Below are 17032 nucleotides of genomic sequence, written 5' to 3'. Positions count from 1 at the left end.
GAGGCCAAAAGAAAAGCCCGGTTTGCACCGGGCTTTCTTGGTCCAGCGGCGACGATGCCGGTTAGTTCTTCGGTGCTTCCGGCTGGTCGCCGTCAGCGGGTGCGGCGCCGTCAGCAGGTGCCGCACCATCAGCCGGGGCAGCGCCATCGGCGGGTGCCGCGGGAGCCTTGGCCTTCGCGGCCGCGGCCAGCGTCTCGCCGACCTGCTGGGCGAGATCGCGCGCCAGGCCATTCTGCCAGATGTCGGCCGCCTTGACCAAATCGCGCGTCACCGTCGGGCCGCTGTCGAGCAGCTTCTTGCCAGCTTCGGAATTGTAGAAGGCAGCGATGTCGGTGAGGTCCTTTTCGGAGAACACCTTGGCATAGGCCAGTGCTGCCTCCTTCTCCAGGTCGGCACGGCGTGAGGCCAGCGCCAGCGCCTTCTCGCTGATGGTCTTGCCGATCAGCTCCTGCATGTCGGGGTTCTTCTGGATAAGCTGCTGCTCTAGCGCGGCAGCCGCCTGCGGCAGGATGTTGTCGAACGGGTCGGTCGCGTGGATGGCAGCGACCGCGGCGCGCGCCGCTTTCAGATGCGATTCGGTGACATCCTGCGAAAACGCCGGCGCGGTGAACGCCAGGACAGCCGAAGCCGCCAGGATGGCGGAGAATTGGCGAACCCGTTTATGCAACATCATGATCGGTAGAACTCCCTGGTTTTCGGGCGGCATGGACGGTTTGGATGCCGTCGCCGCCGGCGATGATGGCCGCTGACGCCAGCCCGATGAAAAGACCATGCTCGACCACGCCGGGGATGGCATGGAGAGCATTCGAAAGCGCTCTTGTATCCGGAATGCGGCCAAAAGATGCATCGAGGATAAAATGGCCGCCGTCTGTAACAAAAGGCTGGCCCCCCGTCATCCTCAATGTAATAGGCCCGGAAAGGCCGAGACTTTTGGCCGCTGCCGCGACCGCGATTTCGGTGGCGCGCAGGCCGAATTGATTGACTTCGATGGGCAGCGGAAAGCGGCCGAGCGTCTCGACCATCTTCGACTTGTCGGCAATGACGATCATGCGCCCGGAGGCCGCCGCGACGATCTTCTCGCGCAGCAGTGCGCCACCGCCGCCCTTGATCAGCGTCAGCGCCGGATCGACCTCGTCGGCGCCGTCGACGGTGAGATCGAGATCGGGCGTCTCCTCCAGCGTCGACAGCGGCACGCCGAGTTCCCGGCAGAGGGCCGCGGTGCGCTCCGAGGTCGGCACGCCGATGACGGTCAGCCCGGTGGCGACCTTCTCGGCCAGCAGCCGCACGAACTCTTCCGCCGTGGTGCCGGTGCCGATGCCGAGCCGCATGCCGTCGCTGACATGGGCAAGGGCTGCCCGCGCGGCCTCGACCTTCAACTGCCTCGCATCCATGCTGCTGCCCCGGAACCTTGTGTCTCGGGCTCCTAACATTTTTGCCAGTCTGGTCAAAGCCCTTGGCGGCAGCGGAACGCCTGGCGATGCGCAGGGTGGGATGCGTGGGCCTTCCGTAGGAATATTTTCTTGGATGCCGTTGCCCGATGGCGGCAGGTATGCTACATTTCCGTTTAGAGTGCTGACTTGCGTCAACGACCCGCCGCCGAGGCGGGTTTTCATTTCTTGGCGGCTCGCCACGCCTGCTTGCCTCGACGCGCCGCAGCGGCTATCGCCTGCCGACAAAACAATCGCCACAGGATAGGCCATGACCAGACCGATCATCGTGTTCGACCTCGACGGGACGCTGGTCGACACGGCGCCGGACCTGCTCGACAGCCTCAACCACAGCCTTGCCGCCAGCGAGCTTGCCGCTGTCGACGAGGCCGGCTTCCGGCGCTTTGTCGGCCATGGCGGGCGGGTGATGATCGAGCGCGCGCATACCGCGCAGCAGAAATCGCTTGGCGTCGAGGAGCACGACCGGCTGCTGAAGCTGTTTCTCGATCACTACACGCTCAACATCCCCGGCAAGTCGCGTCCCTATCCCGGCGTGGTCGAAGCGATCGCCCGCTTCGAGAAGGCCGGCTACCTGCTCGCCATCTGCACCAACAAATATGAGGGCAATTCGAAAGCGCTGATCGAGGCGCTCGGCCTGTCAAGGCATTTCGCCGCGATCGCCGGCCAGGACACGTTCGCCTTCCGCAAGCCCGATCCGCGACATCTGACCGAAACCATCAAGCTGGCCGGCGGCGATCCGCATCGCGCGCTGATGGTCGGCGATTCGCAGACCGACATCGACACCGCCAAAGCCGCCGGCATTCCGGTGGTCGCCGTCGATTTCGGCTACACCGACCGCCACGTGCGTGAATTCGAGCCGTCGGCGGTGATTTCGCATTTCGACGCGCTGACGCTCGACCTGGCGGAACGGCTGATTGCAGCGGCAAGCGGTTGAGAGAAACGGGCGATTGCGCCGCCGCCCTGCCCTCGCCTATTTCAGGCACAGAAGGCAGGCGCATCGCCTTGACTTCACCAGCCTGCCTCCCTTATATCGCGGCTCGCTTGGCCTTCGGGCAACGAGCGGGCGATTAGCTCAGCGGGAGAGCACACCCTTCACACGGGTGGGGTCGCAGGTTCAATCCCTGCATCGCCCACCATTTTTTCGTGGAATTCCCATCATATTTGCTCTTCAGCGAGGTTTGTCGGCTTCGGCCACTCGGGACGGATACTCAATACCGGGGCCTTTTGTCGGAGACCACGACCAGCCTCCCTCCAACATTCTGGCAGCGTCTGCAGACAAGCTTCGATGCCAACCGCTTTTCGGCGATGAAATCATAGTGCGTTCCGTAGGTCTCGATTAGGCCATCGAGATGGAGCGAGCGTAGATGACCGCATCGGGGATTGCCGCAATATACGCTGAGGCCCATGCCTTGATCGCGAAGCTCGCCAAGCTTTGCGGGCTGAGCGATCGACAGAACAATAGCTGCCGGGTCCGCCGGATTTGCCACCACCACGAGGATAGGTCTTCGAACCGCTGCCCGATCAATGGCTCCGATTGCCTGGACTGCCTTATCTTGGGCGACGCCGATGAGGGAATCGATCTCTTCCATCGCCGCAGTATGGCCGCAGACAAACAGGGCCCTTCGCAGCAGGTGCAGTGCATCTCTCGTTTCGCAAAGTGTCGTCCGGAGGGTGAGAGGCATTTCGCGCTCAATTCTTCATGTAGCTGTCGGGAAGACATTCGGCTTCAAGTGCCGCTGCTATGAAGGCTCGGTGAACGTCCCTTGTGCTGCAGCACCCCGTCCGTTCCCCCACCAAGGCAGCAAGCGCGGCCAGAAACAGTGGGCCATCGGATGGCCAGTCGTTCGCCAAGGCGTCGGCCATTTGAGGCAGCGTAGCAAGGACTGAGATCGTGCCGTCCCTGTTCGCGATCGGGATCCCCGAAAACATGTTAGGCTGGCTGTTTGTCACTGCATAGCTCCCGCTGGGGCGGGAGAATGTTATGCTCTCTCAAGCACCAGCGCCCGTACAATGGCTGATGACAAAGCTGTTTGAGCACTTAAATAAGTCCATGTCCATTAACTATGACGCACAAGACGAGCGATATTCGAAATTTAATATCGGGTCGTATTTACTTGATCTGGCGTCTGCTCGCGTCGAGTGACTCGACTCATCGCTCCAGCATCGGAGAAAATCCGCGCAAGCGGTATCTATCACTGCGGCACGAGGCTCGAGTCGGGACTGCCTCAGCAACTACAACTCGCCCCCCTCGCCACCAAAATTCTTCTGGGCGAAATTCAGGGCCCTTGAGTAGCTCGTATAGCTCTGGAACTGGCAGACATTGGAGCCGCGGCGCACTTTCATCTGTTCGAGATCCCAGAACGAGACCTCGATGCGGTCGTCGGCGCAGTAGACCGTGTATTTTTCAGGCTCCAGCGCGCGCGCCTTCTCAAGCGGGATGGAGACGGCAGGAATGGAAAGCGCGGAAAGTGCAAGCATGACGGCGTGACGCGCGCGCATGGAAAAGCCCAGAGTGAAAACAGCCCGTAGTATCGCCGCTGCTTTGAAGCGGTGCATCACGGCTTTTTGACGAATGGCCTTTTTCCTGCAGTCCGGGCTTCGGCCGTGCCTATATGCTGATCCAGATCTCCAGTGTGTTGGCGCCGATAACAGGGACAGCCCTTGCGGTCACCGGTTGGCCGGCGGCGGTGAGGTCGGCGGCCAGCAGTTCGGCGGCACGCCGGTCGGCATCGACGTCCGAATTATAGCGAACCTCGTTCTTGCCGGCGGCAGCGGCCACACGTTCCTCGCCCGGCGTCGGGATGCCCCAGCCCAAGGCGCGCATTTTGGCGGAGAGCGCCTGGGCATCCTCGCGCTTCATGCCGGCGAACTGGACGTAAACCGTCTGCGGGCTCCGCTGGATATGCAGCCGGTCGTTCAACGTGTTGAGCGCTTCGCGGTCCTGGTCGCCGATGATTGCCTGCCCATCGACCTCGGACAAATGGAGATCGGCGACGGCGCGGCGCGCGGCGGCGAGCACCGGCAGCCAGTCCGGGCGGCTCCACAGGTCGGGCGTAACCCCGAGCAAGGTTTCGAGCACGTTGCTGCGCCCGGCAGGCGTCAATCCGGTCATGTTTTGGAGGCCGGCCATCTCGACGAGAGCCGCCACGATCTTTCGCCGTTCGGGCACCGGTAGGTCCGGATTACCGAGGACGGCACTGAGTTCATCCTGTACCCGCTGCGCATCATTGCCGCTGTCGAGCAGCTTGACACGTTTCGCCAGATCGTCGGCCGCGGTTCCGTTCGGGCCTGCATTCCTCACCGAATCCGTCCATTCGATGAGCGTGCCAAAATTGAGGCTGGTGCGTTTCTCGAGTTCGACAACCGGAAGCCGGTACTGCTCGACGTCGAATGCGCCGGCAGCATCGCCCGGAACGAGGAACGCATCGACGACAAATTCGGGGTCCTTGGTCTCCCCTTTCACAGCAGCCGGCACGGCAGAAACGGCAAGTTTCCAATAGGCATAGGGGACTGGCACGCCGTCGATCGGCTCGTCGGCCGGCCTGAAGACCGGGCCGCTGAAAATGGTCACCCGGTCGGCCAGCGGATTGTGCTGCGTGCGCACCCAGTTTTCGAGTGGGGCCCACAGATTGCCGTAGAAAGCGCGCGCCTGCGGCATCGTGTTCGGCAAGATACGGGTATACTGCGCCAGTTTGAGCGCTGCCGCGGCCGGATCACCTGCGAATTCGGGACCCCATGCAATGTCATTGGCGCTTGCCAATCGCGCCGGCCGCCAGTTTCGATCCTGACCAAGATACCAGTTGAGATCCGGCTGCTCTGAAGTCGGTAGGCGGACATCGTACCGCAATCCGCTGCCGCCGGTGATCTGGAGGCTCACTCTTTGCGAGCGGTCCAGGTTGACCGCTGAATAGATGGCCATGCGGTGACTTCGGCCCATGACCAGCGAATAGTTGATGTAGGCCAGCGGCGGCGTCGAGACGTCGCTGGCCAAATCGCCTGCTAGCCTGGGCAAACCGATCGTGGCCTGGATAAAATCGGTCTTGTATCCCGTAAGGCCGCTGGGCAGGTTGTCGGTAACTTTGCCGAGCAGCGGTTCGAGTGCACTCTGCAGCGGTGCCGGCAACTGGGCGAGAGCGACCGCGCCGCTATCGACCTGACCAGCCAATTCCACAAGCACGGTCTGGCGCAGACTGGGAGGCAGCTCGTCGATGGCCATTTTGCCAAGTTTGAGCTGTTTGATCACCAGCACGGTCGCGGACCGCAAGGTGCCCTGCAGGGCTTGCTGCTCGGCGAGCCTTTTGGCGGCGTCATCGACACTCTTTCGCGCGACGTCAAACGCAGCCTCGGCCTGCTTGGACGCGGCCTCGGCCTGCGCGCGCGCGCGTTTTGTCTCTTCAAGGGCGGCGCGAAGGTCCATGTTGAGCGCATCTGCGTTTTTGAGCGCAGCGTCGGCCGTCCCGCGCGCAATGATAGCTTCATTTCTCTGGTAAAAAGCGAAACAGGTCACCGCTGCGAGGATTGCCCCCAGCGCGGCAAACGCCAGGATCAGCTGGGTCTTGCGACGATCGCGCGATTTCCTCTCCGTCTCCGCCTTGACGCTCGCCTCGACAAACTCGGCGATATCTGGACCTTGCGGAAGTTCTGACGCCTCATTCAGCGCATCGCCACGCAGCAGGTAGCCGGCGTAACCGGTGGACTTCCATTGCCGTGCCTGGGCGGCAACGCGGATGCGAAAGCGCTCGGTCTGTTCGTCCGGGCTCAGTTCGTCGTCGGATGCGAAGCCGTCGCCGGACGCGGCGATGTCCTTGGTAGTGACGGTGGCCGAATCGGCGCCGACTCCGGCATCGGTGATTTCATGCGGTGCGGATTCGTCGTCGACCGCGACGGCGATCGGCTTGGCGGTTTCGAGGCCACCTGCGAAAGCCGCGAGACGCGCCGGGCTGACATCGGCGGAGGTGATGCCCGGCCGCGTGACCAGTTCGGCGGACCAATAATCGAGTATGCGCTGCGCCGCGCGGCGGTCGGATTCGCGCGCAATCGTGCTGCCCCCGCGCCTCGCCTTGGCGAGGAAGTCACGGATGGTGCGGGCATCGGGAACCGTATTGTCGATGCTGGCTTCCGTCGTCTCGGCGCCGGCCTTGTCGCTGCGCTTCATTGAGGGATCGCCCGCTTCGTTGGCGCTGGCGATGCGCATCAGCTCGAGATGCGCGATGCGGATGTCGCTCAGCGAGACAAACTCGGCCGAGGTTTCGGTGCCTGTCACTGTTTCTTCGCTCATGACCCAAGGTCCTCAATGATCTTGTGCAAAGGCGTGCTGACGCGGACGATCGAGGCGCATTCCGTTTTCAGCGCCAGATCGACCTGGACGAAGCGTTGCTGGGCCTCGTCCCGATAGGCTTCGAAGGCAAGGATGAAGGCGGTGTCGACGGTCTCGCGCGACAGCTGGTCGTTGACGTCGGTAGAGTAGCCGGCGAGCATTGCCCGCCATTGTCCGTTCGGGTCGAGATCGGCAAGAACCTTGACCTTCACTTCCAGATTTCGCCACAGCGGCGAGAACTGGAACGGCAACGACTTGTCCGCCGCAGCACCCCCTTCTATCGGCTCGATCATGTCGGTGAGGCTGGCCAGCTTGTTGTCGATGTCCTGCCAGAGCTTGTGCTCGACCACTCGCGCATAGATGGTCGAGGAGAGTACCTTGATCGCGTCCTGCGCGGCTTTTATTGCCGGCACGGAAGGCTCATCGGCAGGAAGTTTGCCGGCTATTGTTTCGAGCCCCGCGGCCAGGATGCCGAAAGGCAGATTCTTGGCGGTGACGAAGATCTGCTGATTCAGCCGCGAGGGTACGACGCGCAGCACGGTGCGCACATCCAGCAAGGCGTCGTAGGCGTCAGCCGACGTGTCGGGGATTGCGCCCTGCAGTTTCGTCGCGGCGGACCCGAGATCGTCGAGCCACGCCTGCTCGATGTCGCGAAGCGCCGGTCCGGGGGGCAATACTGTGATCTTGTCGCCGGCGGATGCGCAGAAGAGTCTCAACTGGTTGAGGAATTTGCGCAGGACGCGGACTTGATTGAGATCCGCGCCCATGTCCCGCCCGGCGATCATGAGGCTCTGGAAGCTGCCGATGCCATATTGAAAGCTCTGCAAGCCGTCATGCAGGTTCTTGTAAGTCGCAAGAACATCGATCTGGCTGGTGACGGCGGTGAGCCCATCGCCGGCGGCGAGCACCGCCTGGATGTCCTTGGGCTGCTGGTTGACGGCGTTGAAGCCGGCAACCGCGGTGTTGACCCGATCGTCGGTGGTCAGGCCCGGTAGTTCAGGCGTCGGCTTCGCACCTGTTGTCAGTTCCTGGAGGTAGGCGGTGCACAGGGCCGCGCATTGCGGATTTTGCGCAGCGACGGTGGCCATCAGCGGCTGCGACAGTTTGTTGGCCTGCGCATAGTCAAGGATGCTGAACCAGACTGTGAGAGCCGGCCCCTGCAGGTTGACCGCACCGGCGAGAATACCGGCGTCCTTGGTCACCCTCAACCAATCGGTAGGCAACGGGTAGAGATCAGCCAGTTGAAGCCTGAGGTCGAAATAGGCGCTGATCTCTGAACTCCCCTGGCGCTCGGTGTGGCCTTATGGTCCGTCACATCCGAAAGAATTCACATGGCATAGTCTTAAATCGTCGCGCATCTCGTTACACCATCGGTCTGCGTACATCACCACTATACAGGCTTGGCCGCGAGGTCCTGGATGATGGTGTCGATCGCGATGCCCTCATTGCGGTAGTACGTGCTCTTGGTAGCCGCGTTGGGTTCAGTGAGCCAGCCGCCGCTGTGATGCAGCGCAATCAGGTTCCAGTCGGTGTCGAAAACTGGCGAGCCCGACGAGCCCGGCAGCGTGTCGGTGAGATATTGAACGCGGCCGCCGCCGACGAAGGCCACGACATTGGCCACGAATGAAATCTGTTTTTGCGCGCCGCCGGGGTGCTGGATGATGTTGACACGGTCGCCGACCTTGACGGTCATGGGCTTCATGTTCAGCTCGCCCCATTTGGACGCGTCGCCCTTGATACGAACGGCCGACCAGTCATTGTCCTTGGAGGTGCGAAGCGGCACGGCGGTGTCGATGCTGAATTCCTCGAATGGCGCGTCGAGCCCGGCGACAGTCCGCTGATAATTGAACTGGACCACGGCGCCCGCCATGGAAGCATCGTCGGGCAACACGTGGTTGTTGGTGATCAGGATCCCGCCCGCGGTCATGAAGCCGGTGCCGGAACTGCCATCGGCACGCTTGATGCGCACCACCGATTTCGCCCTGATAACGCCGAGTTCAAGATAACTGATCGGCACCAGCGTGCTTTTGTCACCAAGGATCTTTTCGAGCTGGCCCGGCGCGCCGCTCCACTTGGTGGTGGCGGGCCCTTCGACCGGTGGCGGCGGGGCATGCTGCTTTGCCTGCAGCAATGCCTCGTCGCCGGGATTCTCATCCAGCGCAAAGGCCACGAGGGCGTCGGCCTTGGTCTCCTGCTTTGCGCGCTGGACAATCGCAAACCAGTTGTTGATCGCCTTGTTGTCAAAGGCGATTTGCGACGTGGCCAACCCAACCCCTTTGGCGACACGCACGCCGTCGCCGATCATCGGGTAGAGATTAGCGAGGATCCGGTTGAGGCTGGTCAGCTCGGATTGCGTCCATTCGGTCATTGGACGTCTCTAGCCCTTCTTCTTTCGCTTCCGCGACCCGGCCCGCATGGCAATCTCGGCACCGCGCACCGTGTCATATTGATCGGCGTCGATCAGCGACTGGTCGAAGGTGACGCCGGTCATTTCGGAGATTTCGGAGAGTGGATACATGGCGCCGATGAACTCTTCGGAGACCGTGAATTCGAGCTCCGTATCGGTGAGGTCCTGTTCGAGCACAAAGCCGTAGCTGGCGAGGCCGTCATTGACGCGGGCGACGACCACCTTCCAGAAGCGGCGCGGCACCGGTGCGCGAAGGCTGGTGCCTTTGGGACCTTTGCCGGCGAAAATGCGGTCATCATCGGCCAGAATCGGGCCGGCGAAGACACAAAGCCGCTCGCTCGCCGCCTCGGACAGGACGTGGTTCTCGAGGTCACCCCAGTTCTTCTCGCCGCTGTCGGAGCGGTTGTAGCCTTCGACCTGGGGCGAGCAGTTGGTGACGTGGAAGGAGCAGACATTGCCCCGGAGCAGAAGTTCGAAGGTGCTGCCCCAGGCCACATCATCGCGCCTGACGATATGGCCCTTGTCGAAGGCGCCCTGATCCTTGACATAGAAGACATCGGGGATCTGGTACTTGTCGTCGAGCCGCAGATCCGGGAACCAGCGCTCGCTGAACAGGCCGCCGCGCGAATAGTTGCGGCCCTTTTCCGGCTCGCGCAGATTGCTCTCCTCGGTGACGTTGGAGGCGGTGAACAGGGCCAGCCGCCGCTTGGCGTGCATCTTGAGCGAGAAGTTCTGGTAGTCGAGCCGCGTGCCGCCGGCCTTGAGCGGCGCCAGCACGGACGGGTCGGTGGCCTCCGGCATCGGCACCACGACCGGCGCGAGCTTGGTGCCGCCGGAGAGGAATTTTTCGTCGTAGCCCTCATAGCCGTCATAGTCGGCGACCGATTTGGGAACGAACGCGCCGCCGGGGGGCGTCGGTTTGGCCGCTTCGAGCTCGACCGATTCCGTAACCGCTTCATGGGCAGGAGTTGCGCCGAGCGAGACGGTGATGCGCAACGGCACTTCGAAGGTGACACTGCCGCCGGGCGAAACGACGACGCCTCCGCCGGTGGGTGGCGGCGCCTGGGTGACGACACCCGGGATCCGCTTTACGCCGCCGACCTCTATCAGGTTTACGCCCTCGGCCGGCGAGGCGCTGTCGGCCTTGTTCCACCAGGCGCCCCAATCGTTGGGGCCGCCGCTGGCGGCGCTGGTGAAGTTGAGGCCGAGGTCGACGACACGCTGGTCTTTGGCCAGCGCGCCGGTGGGCACGGCGTAGTTGCGCTCGAGATAGCGGCCGGCGAAATGCAGCGCCACGACCTCGCCGGTGGCGAGGTTGATCATGGCGGTACCGGAGTTGCCGCCAGTCGTCGAACAATCATGTGTGGCCGCGTTGACGATCTTGCCGAAACTCTCGGTGCCGAAGCCGCCCTGCAGCATGCCCGGCTGCAGGCGCTTGACCTGGAAGCGGTTGCGCATGAGGTCGTTCTGGACATCGACCGCGTTGCGGTTGTCGAACGCCGGATAGCCGATGGCGACAACTTCCTGACGCAGCATGTCGCGCGCGTCGGCGACGGCAAGCGACAGCGGCTTGATGTTGTCGGGGAGGCCCTCGACTTCGAGGATCGCCATGTCCCAATAGGGATGGATCATCCGGACATTGTGGATCTTGAAGACGTTTCCTGCTGCCGAATCGCGCTTGAAGTCGATACCGGCGGCACGGCCGTTGATGAATTGCAGATTGCGGTCGCCGAGCCCCTCGGCAAAGATCTGCGCGACATGCCGGTTGGTCATCAACAGGTTGCGGCCGACGACGAAGCCGGTGCCGCCATAGGGGATGTTGGTGTTCCACAACAGTTCGATGCGCCCGATCGCCGGCAGGGCGGCTTCGATGCGCTGTTTCAATGCGGCCTCGCTGGTCAGCTTCGTCCACAGCGAGTGACCTGGTGTCGGAGCCCCGTCGAAAGTCAGCGTCGTAAAGGTGCCGTCCTTGATGTCGTAGACGGGTCGCAACTCCGGGATGATTATGGCTTCCAGATCGGCAAGCTGGTCGGGCGCGACTTCGGCCCCTCGCGCCAGATTCTCCGCACCCGCGCGCGCAGATTCAAACGCCGCTTCCGTCTTGCCGCCGTCCGTGGGCGCAAGCGATTCCGAGGCGCCATCGGCCATCGTCTCCATGTTTGCGAGGACCGATTCCGTCCCCTCGCCCCCGGTGACGAGATCGAGATATTGACGGATACGCTGCTCTCTGCTGACCGGCATGGTCGCCCCTCGCCCAAAGGTTCTGCCAAAGTAAAGAACTGTATTGCCCCATTTTAGACTGGCGCAATTCTGGATGGCACGCAAGGAAACAAATCAACACGCGTCTAATATGACTGAGGCGTGACGCTGGCATTTCTCTTCGCCCGCAGTCGCTCGCGCGATGTATGACGCTCGCATTATTTTAGCCCCGCCGTATGTGATCTCGATCACAGACGCTCACGCCGCTTGCGCCCACCAATCGCAGCGGCGGAAACAGGCATTGCGGCTCATGCCGCCTTTTCGCGATTTCGACAGTTCTGCAAGGATCAGCAGGCACCAGGAATTTTCATCACCTAATTCTTTTCATCAGTTGCCGTCTGCACGCCTCCGGCTCCTCCCGCCGGGCGTGCAGACGGCTTTCCGCCTGGCGCAAGCCAGCACTGGGCGCAACCACCGCTCAACGCCTTTAGAAGGCGTAATGGCAAGGGATGAACACCGGGCTTTGATGCGGTGCACTCTTGCCGTAAACTTTGCTGATTGCGGCAATTGGGAAGTTCAACATGGCTTTTGGCGGCGCGAACGACAGAAACGATCTGCCGCGCCTGGCGCGCATCGATCCAAAGCTGTTCGATATTCTTTTCAGCGGTTGCAAGGTCGAGCGCTACGCCGCGGGCCAGCATCTGTTTGTCCAGGAAGATGCCGCCGACCGCATCTATGGGGTGATGAGCGGCACGGTGGAAATCTCGATCTATTCGCCCGGCGGCCAGAAGCTGGTGGCCAATATCGAGCTGTCGCGCAGCCTGGTCGGAGAGATCGGCGCGCTTGACGGACGGCCCCGCACCGCCACCGCCATCTGTCTTACCGCGTGCGAGCTGGTCTCGCTGAGCAGGACACAACTCTTTGATCGCATTGAAAGAAATCCGCCACTGGCGCGCGCGATGATCGAACTTCTGTGCGCCAGGCTGCGCTGGGTCAGCGGCGAGCTCGGCGATCAGGCCTTTTTCGGCATCGAGGCAAGGCTGGCCAAGCGCCTGGTCTTCCTGGCCGAGGTGATGGCCGACAGCGCCGGCTGGATACCGATCTCGCAATCGGAGCTCGGAGAGTTCCTCGGTGCCACGCGCGAGTCTGTCAACAAGGCGCTCAATGACTGGCGCGCCCGTTCGTTCATCGCCATCAAGCGCGGCGGCCTGCGCATCACCGACACCGGCGCGCTGCGCCACATCGCCGACTCGCACGACGACGACTGACGCCGAATCAGAGCCGCGAAATCAGGTAGCGCAACGCCGAGCGACTGGGCATGAAGAAATACCCGCCTCCCTTGGTGGTGACGAATTGCGGCATGTCACGGAGCGTCGTGACCTTTTCCCATGACGGAATGGTGAACCTGCCATCGCCGTCGCGCGACCCAATCGTCGGGTCTTTTTCAGCGACGAGGCCTTGGAACGTGGCCGACGAAACCCAGGTTTGCTGGATGAATTCGTACTGGCGCTCGATGTCGGCGTTAAGGCACATGAAGAGCAATCCCTTTTCGACCTTGCCATTCTTGCCGTCCTGCTTCTGGTAGGTGCGGCCGACCCGCAGGATACGATGGCGCTTGCCGATATTGATCTGCGTATCGCGGTCCTCGCCCAGCGAATCGCGCGGGTTGGAGCGGCGTATGTGGGCACCAAGCGGGCACCGATGGCCTTGCGGATCCTCGGCGCCAGTGGCGAAGTTGTTGTCGATGATGCGCCCCGGATGATCAGGGTTGCGCACCAGCGAGCTACCGTTCTGCCAGCGGCCGAGCATCTTGGCGGCAATCCAATCTTGAGTGATGGCTTGGTTGCCGAGTTGGCTCGCGACCAAGGCTGCAGCCTTTTTGCAGTAGTCGTTGAAAACGTCGACATGCTGTTCGAACTGGCGAATAACCAGGAATGAGCCGTTGCGGCCGAAATCACGCGGCGGTGGCGGCAGGCCCGGAATCAGCCGGCTACGGCGCACCTGCGAAAGGATTCCGGTCCGATCGCGCGATGCGCTTACCGAGGGCGAGGCTGGATAGAACCCATGCTCGTCACGATAACCGAACAGGAACTCGCCGGGCGCGACCAGATGCATGGGCGCGGCGCCCCTGCTGGCGCGGGTCGTGCCGCGGACAATCGGCTGCGAAATCCCGTCCGCGAAACCGAAATGCTCGTAGGCTGGCCCACGTTCCGCCCGGTCGGACGATTTCGTATTCGTGTCGGTCGGACCCCGATTTACGGCGAGCGGCAGTTCGGCGACGACCTGCATGCCCGCACCGGTCGTCTTTCGTTTCACGGCCGCAATCTCGGTCTTCAACCTTCCCGGTTCTTCGGCATAGCAGACGATGACCACGTCCACCGGGTTCTCCAACGACCCCCACTCCCATTCGTCCGGGCCGTCGCGGCCTCGGTCGTCCAGAATGCGCCCACGCTCGGGATTGCCCATGCCATGGCGAAAGGCGATCGGAAATGTCTCCAGTGGATCGTCCCCCACACTCTCGTCGAGCCCAAGCTGCCGCAGGCCATCGGGACCAAAGGCTACTATCATGGCTCGCCCGGCGGGCCTGCCTTCGCCGAAACTCGTCTGCTCGACAACGAAATCGAGCCAGGCTCTGCGCTTGGGCGCCGGCAACTTGTCCGGCACCCGGATCGCAAGCATATGCGAATAACCGAGAGGGCCGAGCGGGCCGAAGAAGATGGACTGGATCTCGCCGGTTTCCAGCTGCTGCTCGAGAGGTGCCGGAAAAGCAGAGCTGATATTGGCCAGCAGCGAGGTGGTCTTTTGAACGGTTGTTGTTTCGCTCGCCGGGCGCCGTAGCGAACCGAACAAGCTCAGCCAGTCGCGCGCCTCGTTGCCGACGGCGGAAGCAATGCCGCGCCTGATCCGGGAATTGATCCGGATGCGCGTTGTGTTGATTTGGGGATAGGCGGAGTACCAGAACAGTGTCGGCACCTGCTGGCGCCGCGCCCAGCGCTTGAAGCGATCGCCGTCGCGCGCGCCGTCAAGGAACAGCCATCGTGTACGTGGATAGCCTACGGTGTTGCTCCACACTCCGGTCAGGCCAGCGGATGCCTTGGCGATGAAGTCCTCAAGATAACTTTCCCAGCTGCCACCGTAGTTGGAGAAGAACATCAATCTGTTGGAGCCGGGCAGGAGTATCCAGCGGGCAAAATGGATGGTGTTGATGGTGTTGAGGAAGCCTGGCTTGAACACCTTCTGGGCAGCTATCGAGATCAGGTAGAAGGAAAACCTGAGCGCGAGCCGCCGCAAGATGCCAGCCTTCATCGTCGAAATCGCGGTCAGATGGTTCTGCGCCGCGTGGTCCTCCTTGACGAGTATCGCGTTCAATTCAGATATGCCGATCGATGTGCTTTCCGGCTGATCGCTGTCCTCGCGGCGTCGCAGCGCCAGCAAGCAAGCAAACACCAGCAGCACCGCTGCCACCAACACTCCAAGCCCCGACAGCAGAAGTGAGGTGATTGCTACGGCTATGGCGGTGAAGGAGATTTCGTGGGAACTGATGTCGGTGGATCTGCCGAACACCACACTATAGGTCATGTACCAGCAAGCAGCCCAGATGATCGCCACCGTGGCGAAGACCGGCGGGACCAGCAAGGTCGTCATCAGGGCACGACCCCAATGGCCCGGCGGCTTTTCCAGCAGGCTTTCGGCCGGCTCGAACGCCCAGGCAAACGTCCCCAATGACTGAAGATGCTGGCGCGCTTCGGCGAGCACGGCGGGAGCGTTGCCGGTGCCTTGGCGTGGCCGCTCCACGATGCCGCGCACAGCTTCGAAAAGCTCTGCCTCGGCCATGATGCGCTGGACCGAGTGACCGGGCGTGCCCGAAAACACCAGTCCGGCGTTGCTGCCGAAGGACGGCGAGATGTCGACATTGTGCTTGCGCAGGAAATCGTTCAAGGCGCCGCCGTCGCGCAGGTCGCAGACGTCCTTGAAGATCGGCCGCAGCCGGTGCCCGATGGCATGCGTCACGGCATTGATGACATCATCGATGCTGCCGTCGCCGGAAATCTCGAGAACCAGAGCTCCTTTTTCCTGCCCGGAATCAGCGTCCGTCTCGCCCGTACCGACTACGGCCAGGCTGGTGAAATGGATGGTGCCGACAATGTCGAGCGCGGTGCGGATCTCTTCGCCGGCCGGGTTGCCGAGGCTGGCAATCTTGTCGCGGACAGAGTCCAGCGATCCGGACCGGGTGACCGGACAGACCACCGTCACCATCGACTGCGTAACTATGCGGCAGAGTGCTGCCGGTTCGAAATCGACCTTGAGGGTTTCGGGATAAGCGCCGATGCGCGTCATCCGCCCGGCCTTGCCCGACATGCGGCGCAGGTTCTGCTTCTGGAACAGAGCGCGCAGGCTTTCGCCGATCTGGATCCTGGCGATCTCGGCGCCGATGCACTGATGGATCCCGTGGCCGAAGACCATGTAGTCGCGATGCGGGCGCGATGTATCGAATTGGTCCGGGTTCTGCACGGCGTCTGCGTCGAACATCGCCGACAGCGTGGCCGGCATCACCACGGTGCCCGCCTTGACGAGGCGCTCGCGTCGCGTGCCCTTGCCGATGATCGCGTCGCGTGCGGTGTAGCGCCACGGGCCGATCCAGATCGGCTTGAAGCGCATGGCTTCAAGGACGGCCTTGTCGAGCTTGCCGGTGTCGTTTTCGGCAAGTGCGGCGTCGACGGCTTGCCGTGCATCGGGCCGCGACAGGATCACGTCGAGGCAATTGCCGCTGGCCAGAACATTGGTCGGGACGAAGCCCGCGATCATGCCCAGCATGATCGAGTTGAGGTCGTCCCGCGACAAGCGGCCCTGGTCCATCTGGGAAACCAGCCTCGCCAGCGGCTGCTCGGTCTTCAAGCCCCGGTCCCTGACCGACAGGATGGAGCGGTCGATGACTTTGAGAAGACGATCGCCCGCCACCACTGCGAGCTCGCGCATGACGGGGCTCGCCCCCGGGTCCGAAAAGAACAGCGCGCTGAGCGCGATCGACCAATCGGCGAATTCCGATTCGTCGTCGATCTCGATCCCGAAATAATCGCGGCAGATGTGCACCGGAACGAGCTTCAGCAATCCGGAGATCGCATCGAAACCGGGGCGGGCGCGCATCATGATCTCTTGCGAATGACGCGCGGCGATCGGCCTGACGACGGCTTCGACTTCGGCTGGCGGAAAGGCGCTCAGCACCGACGATTTCATGCGGCGGTAGTCGGCGCCGTCCTGCATGCCGAGGATGAAATTGGAGCCTCGCGCGAACTCGGTCATTTCCGGGCCGTACGGGGTCTGGAATTCGTCGCCGCGCTCCAATATGTCGCGGACATCGGCGTTCTTGGTGACGAGCAGAACCCCGAACAGTTTGCCGGTCGGGCGGAAGCGCCGCAACAACGCCAACCACACGCGCGGATGATCTTCGACGATAAATTCGGCGATGCGCGCAATCATGCCTGTCTTGCGGATCCGGCCGAGATCGAAAGGCGGCATTTCCGATAGCGGTCGCTGGTTTTTCTGGGCCTCACGAATGCCGTCGAAATACTTCAGTTTGGTCATGCGCGTTCAAGCCCCCCGGCTGTCCACGTTATTGCGATGCCGGCCCTTCAACGCCTAGGTTTGCATCGATTGTACGTA

The 17032-nt window shown here is 62.4% G+C and carries 11 protein-coding genes and 1 tRNA gene; 3 read left to right on the top strand and 9 right to left on the bottom strand.

Translation table 11 applies throughout. The annotated features are described in order from the left end of the window. Positions 1 to 61: 61 nt before the first annotated feature. Both AC04SG_RS03570 and rpiA read right to left on the bottom strand, forming a co-directional pair. Positions 62 to 673, bottom strand: coding sequence for a DUF2059 domain-containing protein (locus tag AC04SG_RS03570; RefSeq protein WP_203278268.1), 612 nt, complete (start codon positions 671 to 673; stop codon positions 62 to 64). After that, a complete protein-coding gene (rpiA, locus tag AC04SG_RS03565) occupies positions 660 to 1391 on the bottom strand; it encodes a ribose-5-phosphate isomerase RpiA (protein WP_488549962.1) in 732 nt (243 codons plus the stop codon). The genes AC04SG_RS03570 and rpiA overlap by 14 nt, the downstream gene beginning before the upstream one ends. Before the next feature lie 307 nt (positions 1392 to 1698). Here rpiA and AC04SG_RS03560 point away from each other — a divergent pair, with 307 nt between their 5' ends. Continuing rightward, positions 1699 to 2382: a phosphoglycolate phosphatase gene (locus AC04SG_RS03560; RefSeq protein WP_488549961.1), complete on the top strand. Its 684-nt coding sequence runs from the start codon at positions 1699 to 1701 to the stop codon at positions 2380 to 2382. Between the two features lie 127 nt (positions 2383 to 2509). After that, positions 2510 to 2584: transfer RNA gene (locus AC04SG_RS03555), tRNA-Val, on the top strand. Between the two features lie 72 nt (positions 2585 to 2656). On the opposite strand, the gene AC04SG_RS03550 is transcribed toward AC04SG_RS03555, so the two are convergent. The 6 genes from AC04SG_RS03550 to AC04SG_RS03525 form a co-directional block, all read right to left on the bottom strand. Beyond that, positions 2657 to 3130, bottom strand: a complete 474-nt coding sequence (locus AC04SG_RS03550; protein ID WP_488549960.1) for a hypothetical protein — start codon at positions 3128 to 3130, stop codon at positions 2657 to 2659. Between the two features lie 550 nt (positions 3131 to 3680). Further along, positions 3681 to 3947, bottom strand: coding sequence for a hypothetical protein (locus tag AC04SG_RS03545; protein WP_488549959.1), 267 nt, complete (start codon positions 3945 to 3947; stop codon positions 3681 to 3683). A 109-nt stretch (positions 3948 to 4056) separates the two neighbouring features. Continuing rightward, entirely contained in the window at positions 4057 to 6726 is a 2670-nt protein-coding gene (locus AC04SG_RS03540; RefSeq protein ID WP_488549958.1) for a DNA/RNA non-specific endonuclease, read from the bottom strand. Then, complete coding sequence (locus AC04SG_RS03535) at positions 6723 to 7967, bottom strand: hypothetical protein (RefSeq protein ID WP_203278275.1); 1245 nt, start codon at positions 7965 to 7967, stop codon at positions 6723 to 6725. The genes AC04SG_RS03540 and AC04SG_RS03535 overlap by 4 nt, the downstream gene beginning before the upstream one ends. Before the next feature lie 188 nt (positions 7968 to 8155). Beyond that, positions 8156 to 9133 carry a trypsin-like peptidase domain-containing protein gene (locus AC04SG_RS03530; RefSeq protein WP_488549957.1) on the bottom strand — a complete coding sequence of 326 codons (978 nt, stop codon included), beginning with the start codon at positions 9131 to 9133 and terminating at the stop codon, positions 8156 to 8158. A 9-nt stretch (positions 9134 to 9142) separates the two neighbouring features. Further along, positions 9143 to 11413 (bottom strand): DNA/RNA non-specific endonuclease, encoded by a 2271-nt coding sequence (locus AC04SG_RS03525; RefSeq protein WP_488549956.1) that lies wholly within the window; start codon positions 11411 to 11413, stop codon positions 9143 to 9145. A 539-nt stretch (positions 11414 to 11952) separates the two neighbouring features. On the opposite strand from AC04SG_RS03525, the gene AC04SG_RS03520 reads away from it, so the two are divergent. After that, positions 11953 to 12639: a Crp/Fnr family transcriptional regulator gene (locus AC04SG_RS03520; RefSeq protein ID WP_488549955.1), complete on the top strand. Its 687-nt coding sequence runs from the start codon at positions 11953 to 11955 to the stop codon at positions 12637 to 12639. 7 nt (positions 12640 to 12646) lie between these two features. Here the strand turns inward: AC04SG_RS03520 and AC04SG_RS03515 are convergent, their stop codons facing one another. Then, positions 12647 to 16954: a cytochrome P450 gene (locus tag AC04SG_RS03515; RefSeq protein ID WP_488549954.1), complete on the bottom strand. Its 4308-nt coding sequence runs from the start codon at positions 16952 to 16954 to the stop codon at positions 12647 to 12649. Between the last annotated feature and the right edge of the window lie 78 nt (positions 16955 to 17032).

Source organism: Mesorhizobium sp. CNPSo 4684 (assembly GCF_057784315.1).
This window is presented reverse-complemented; position numbering and strand designations above follow the sequence as displayed.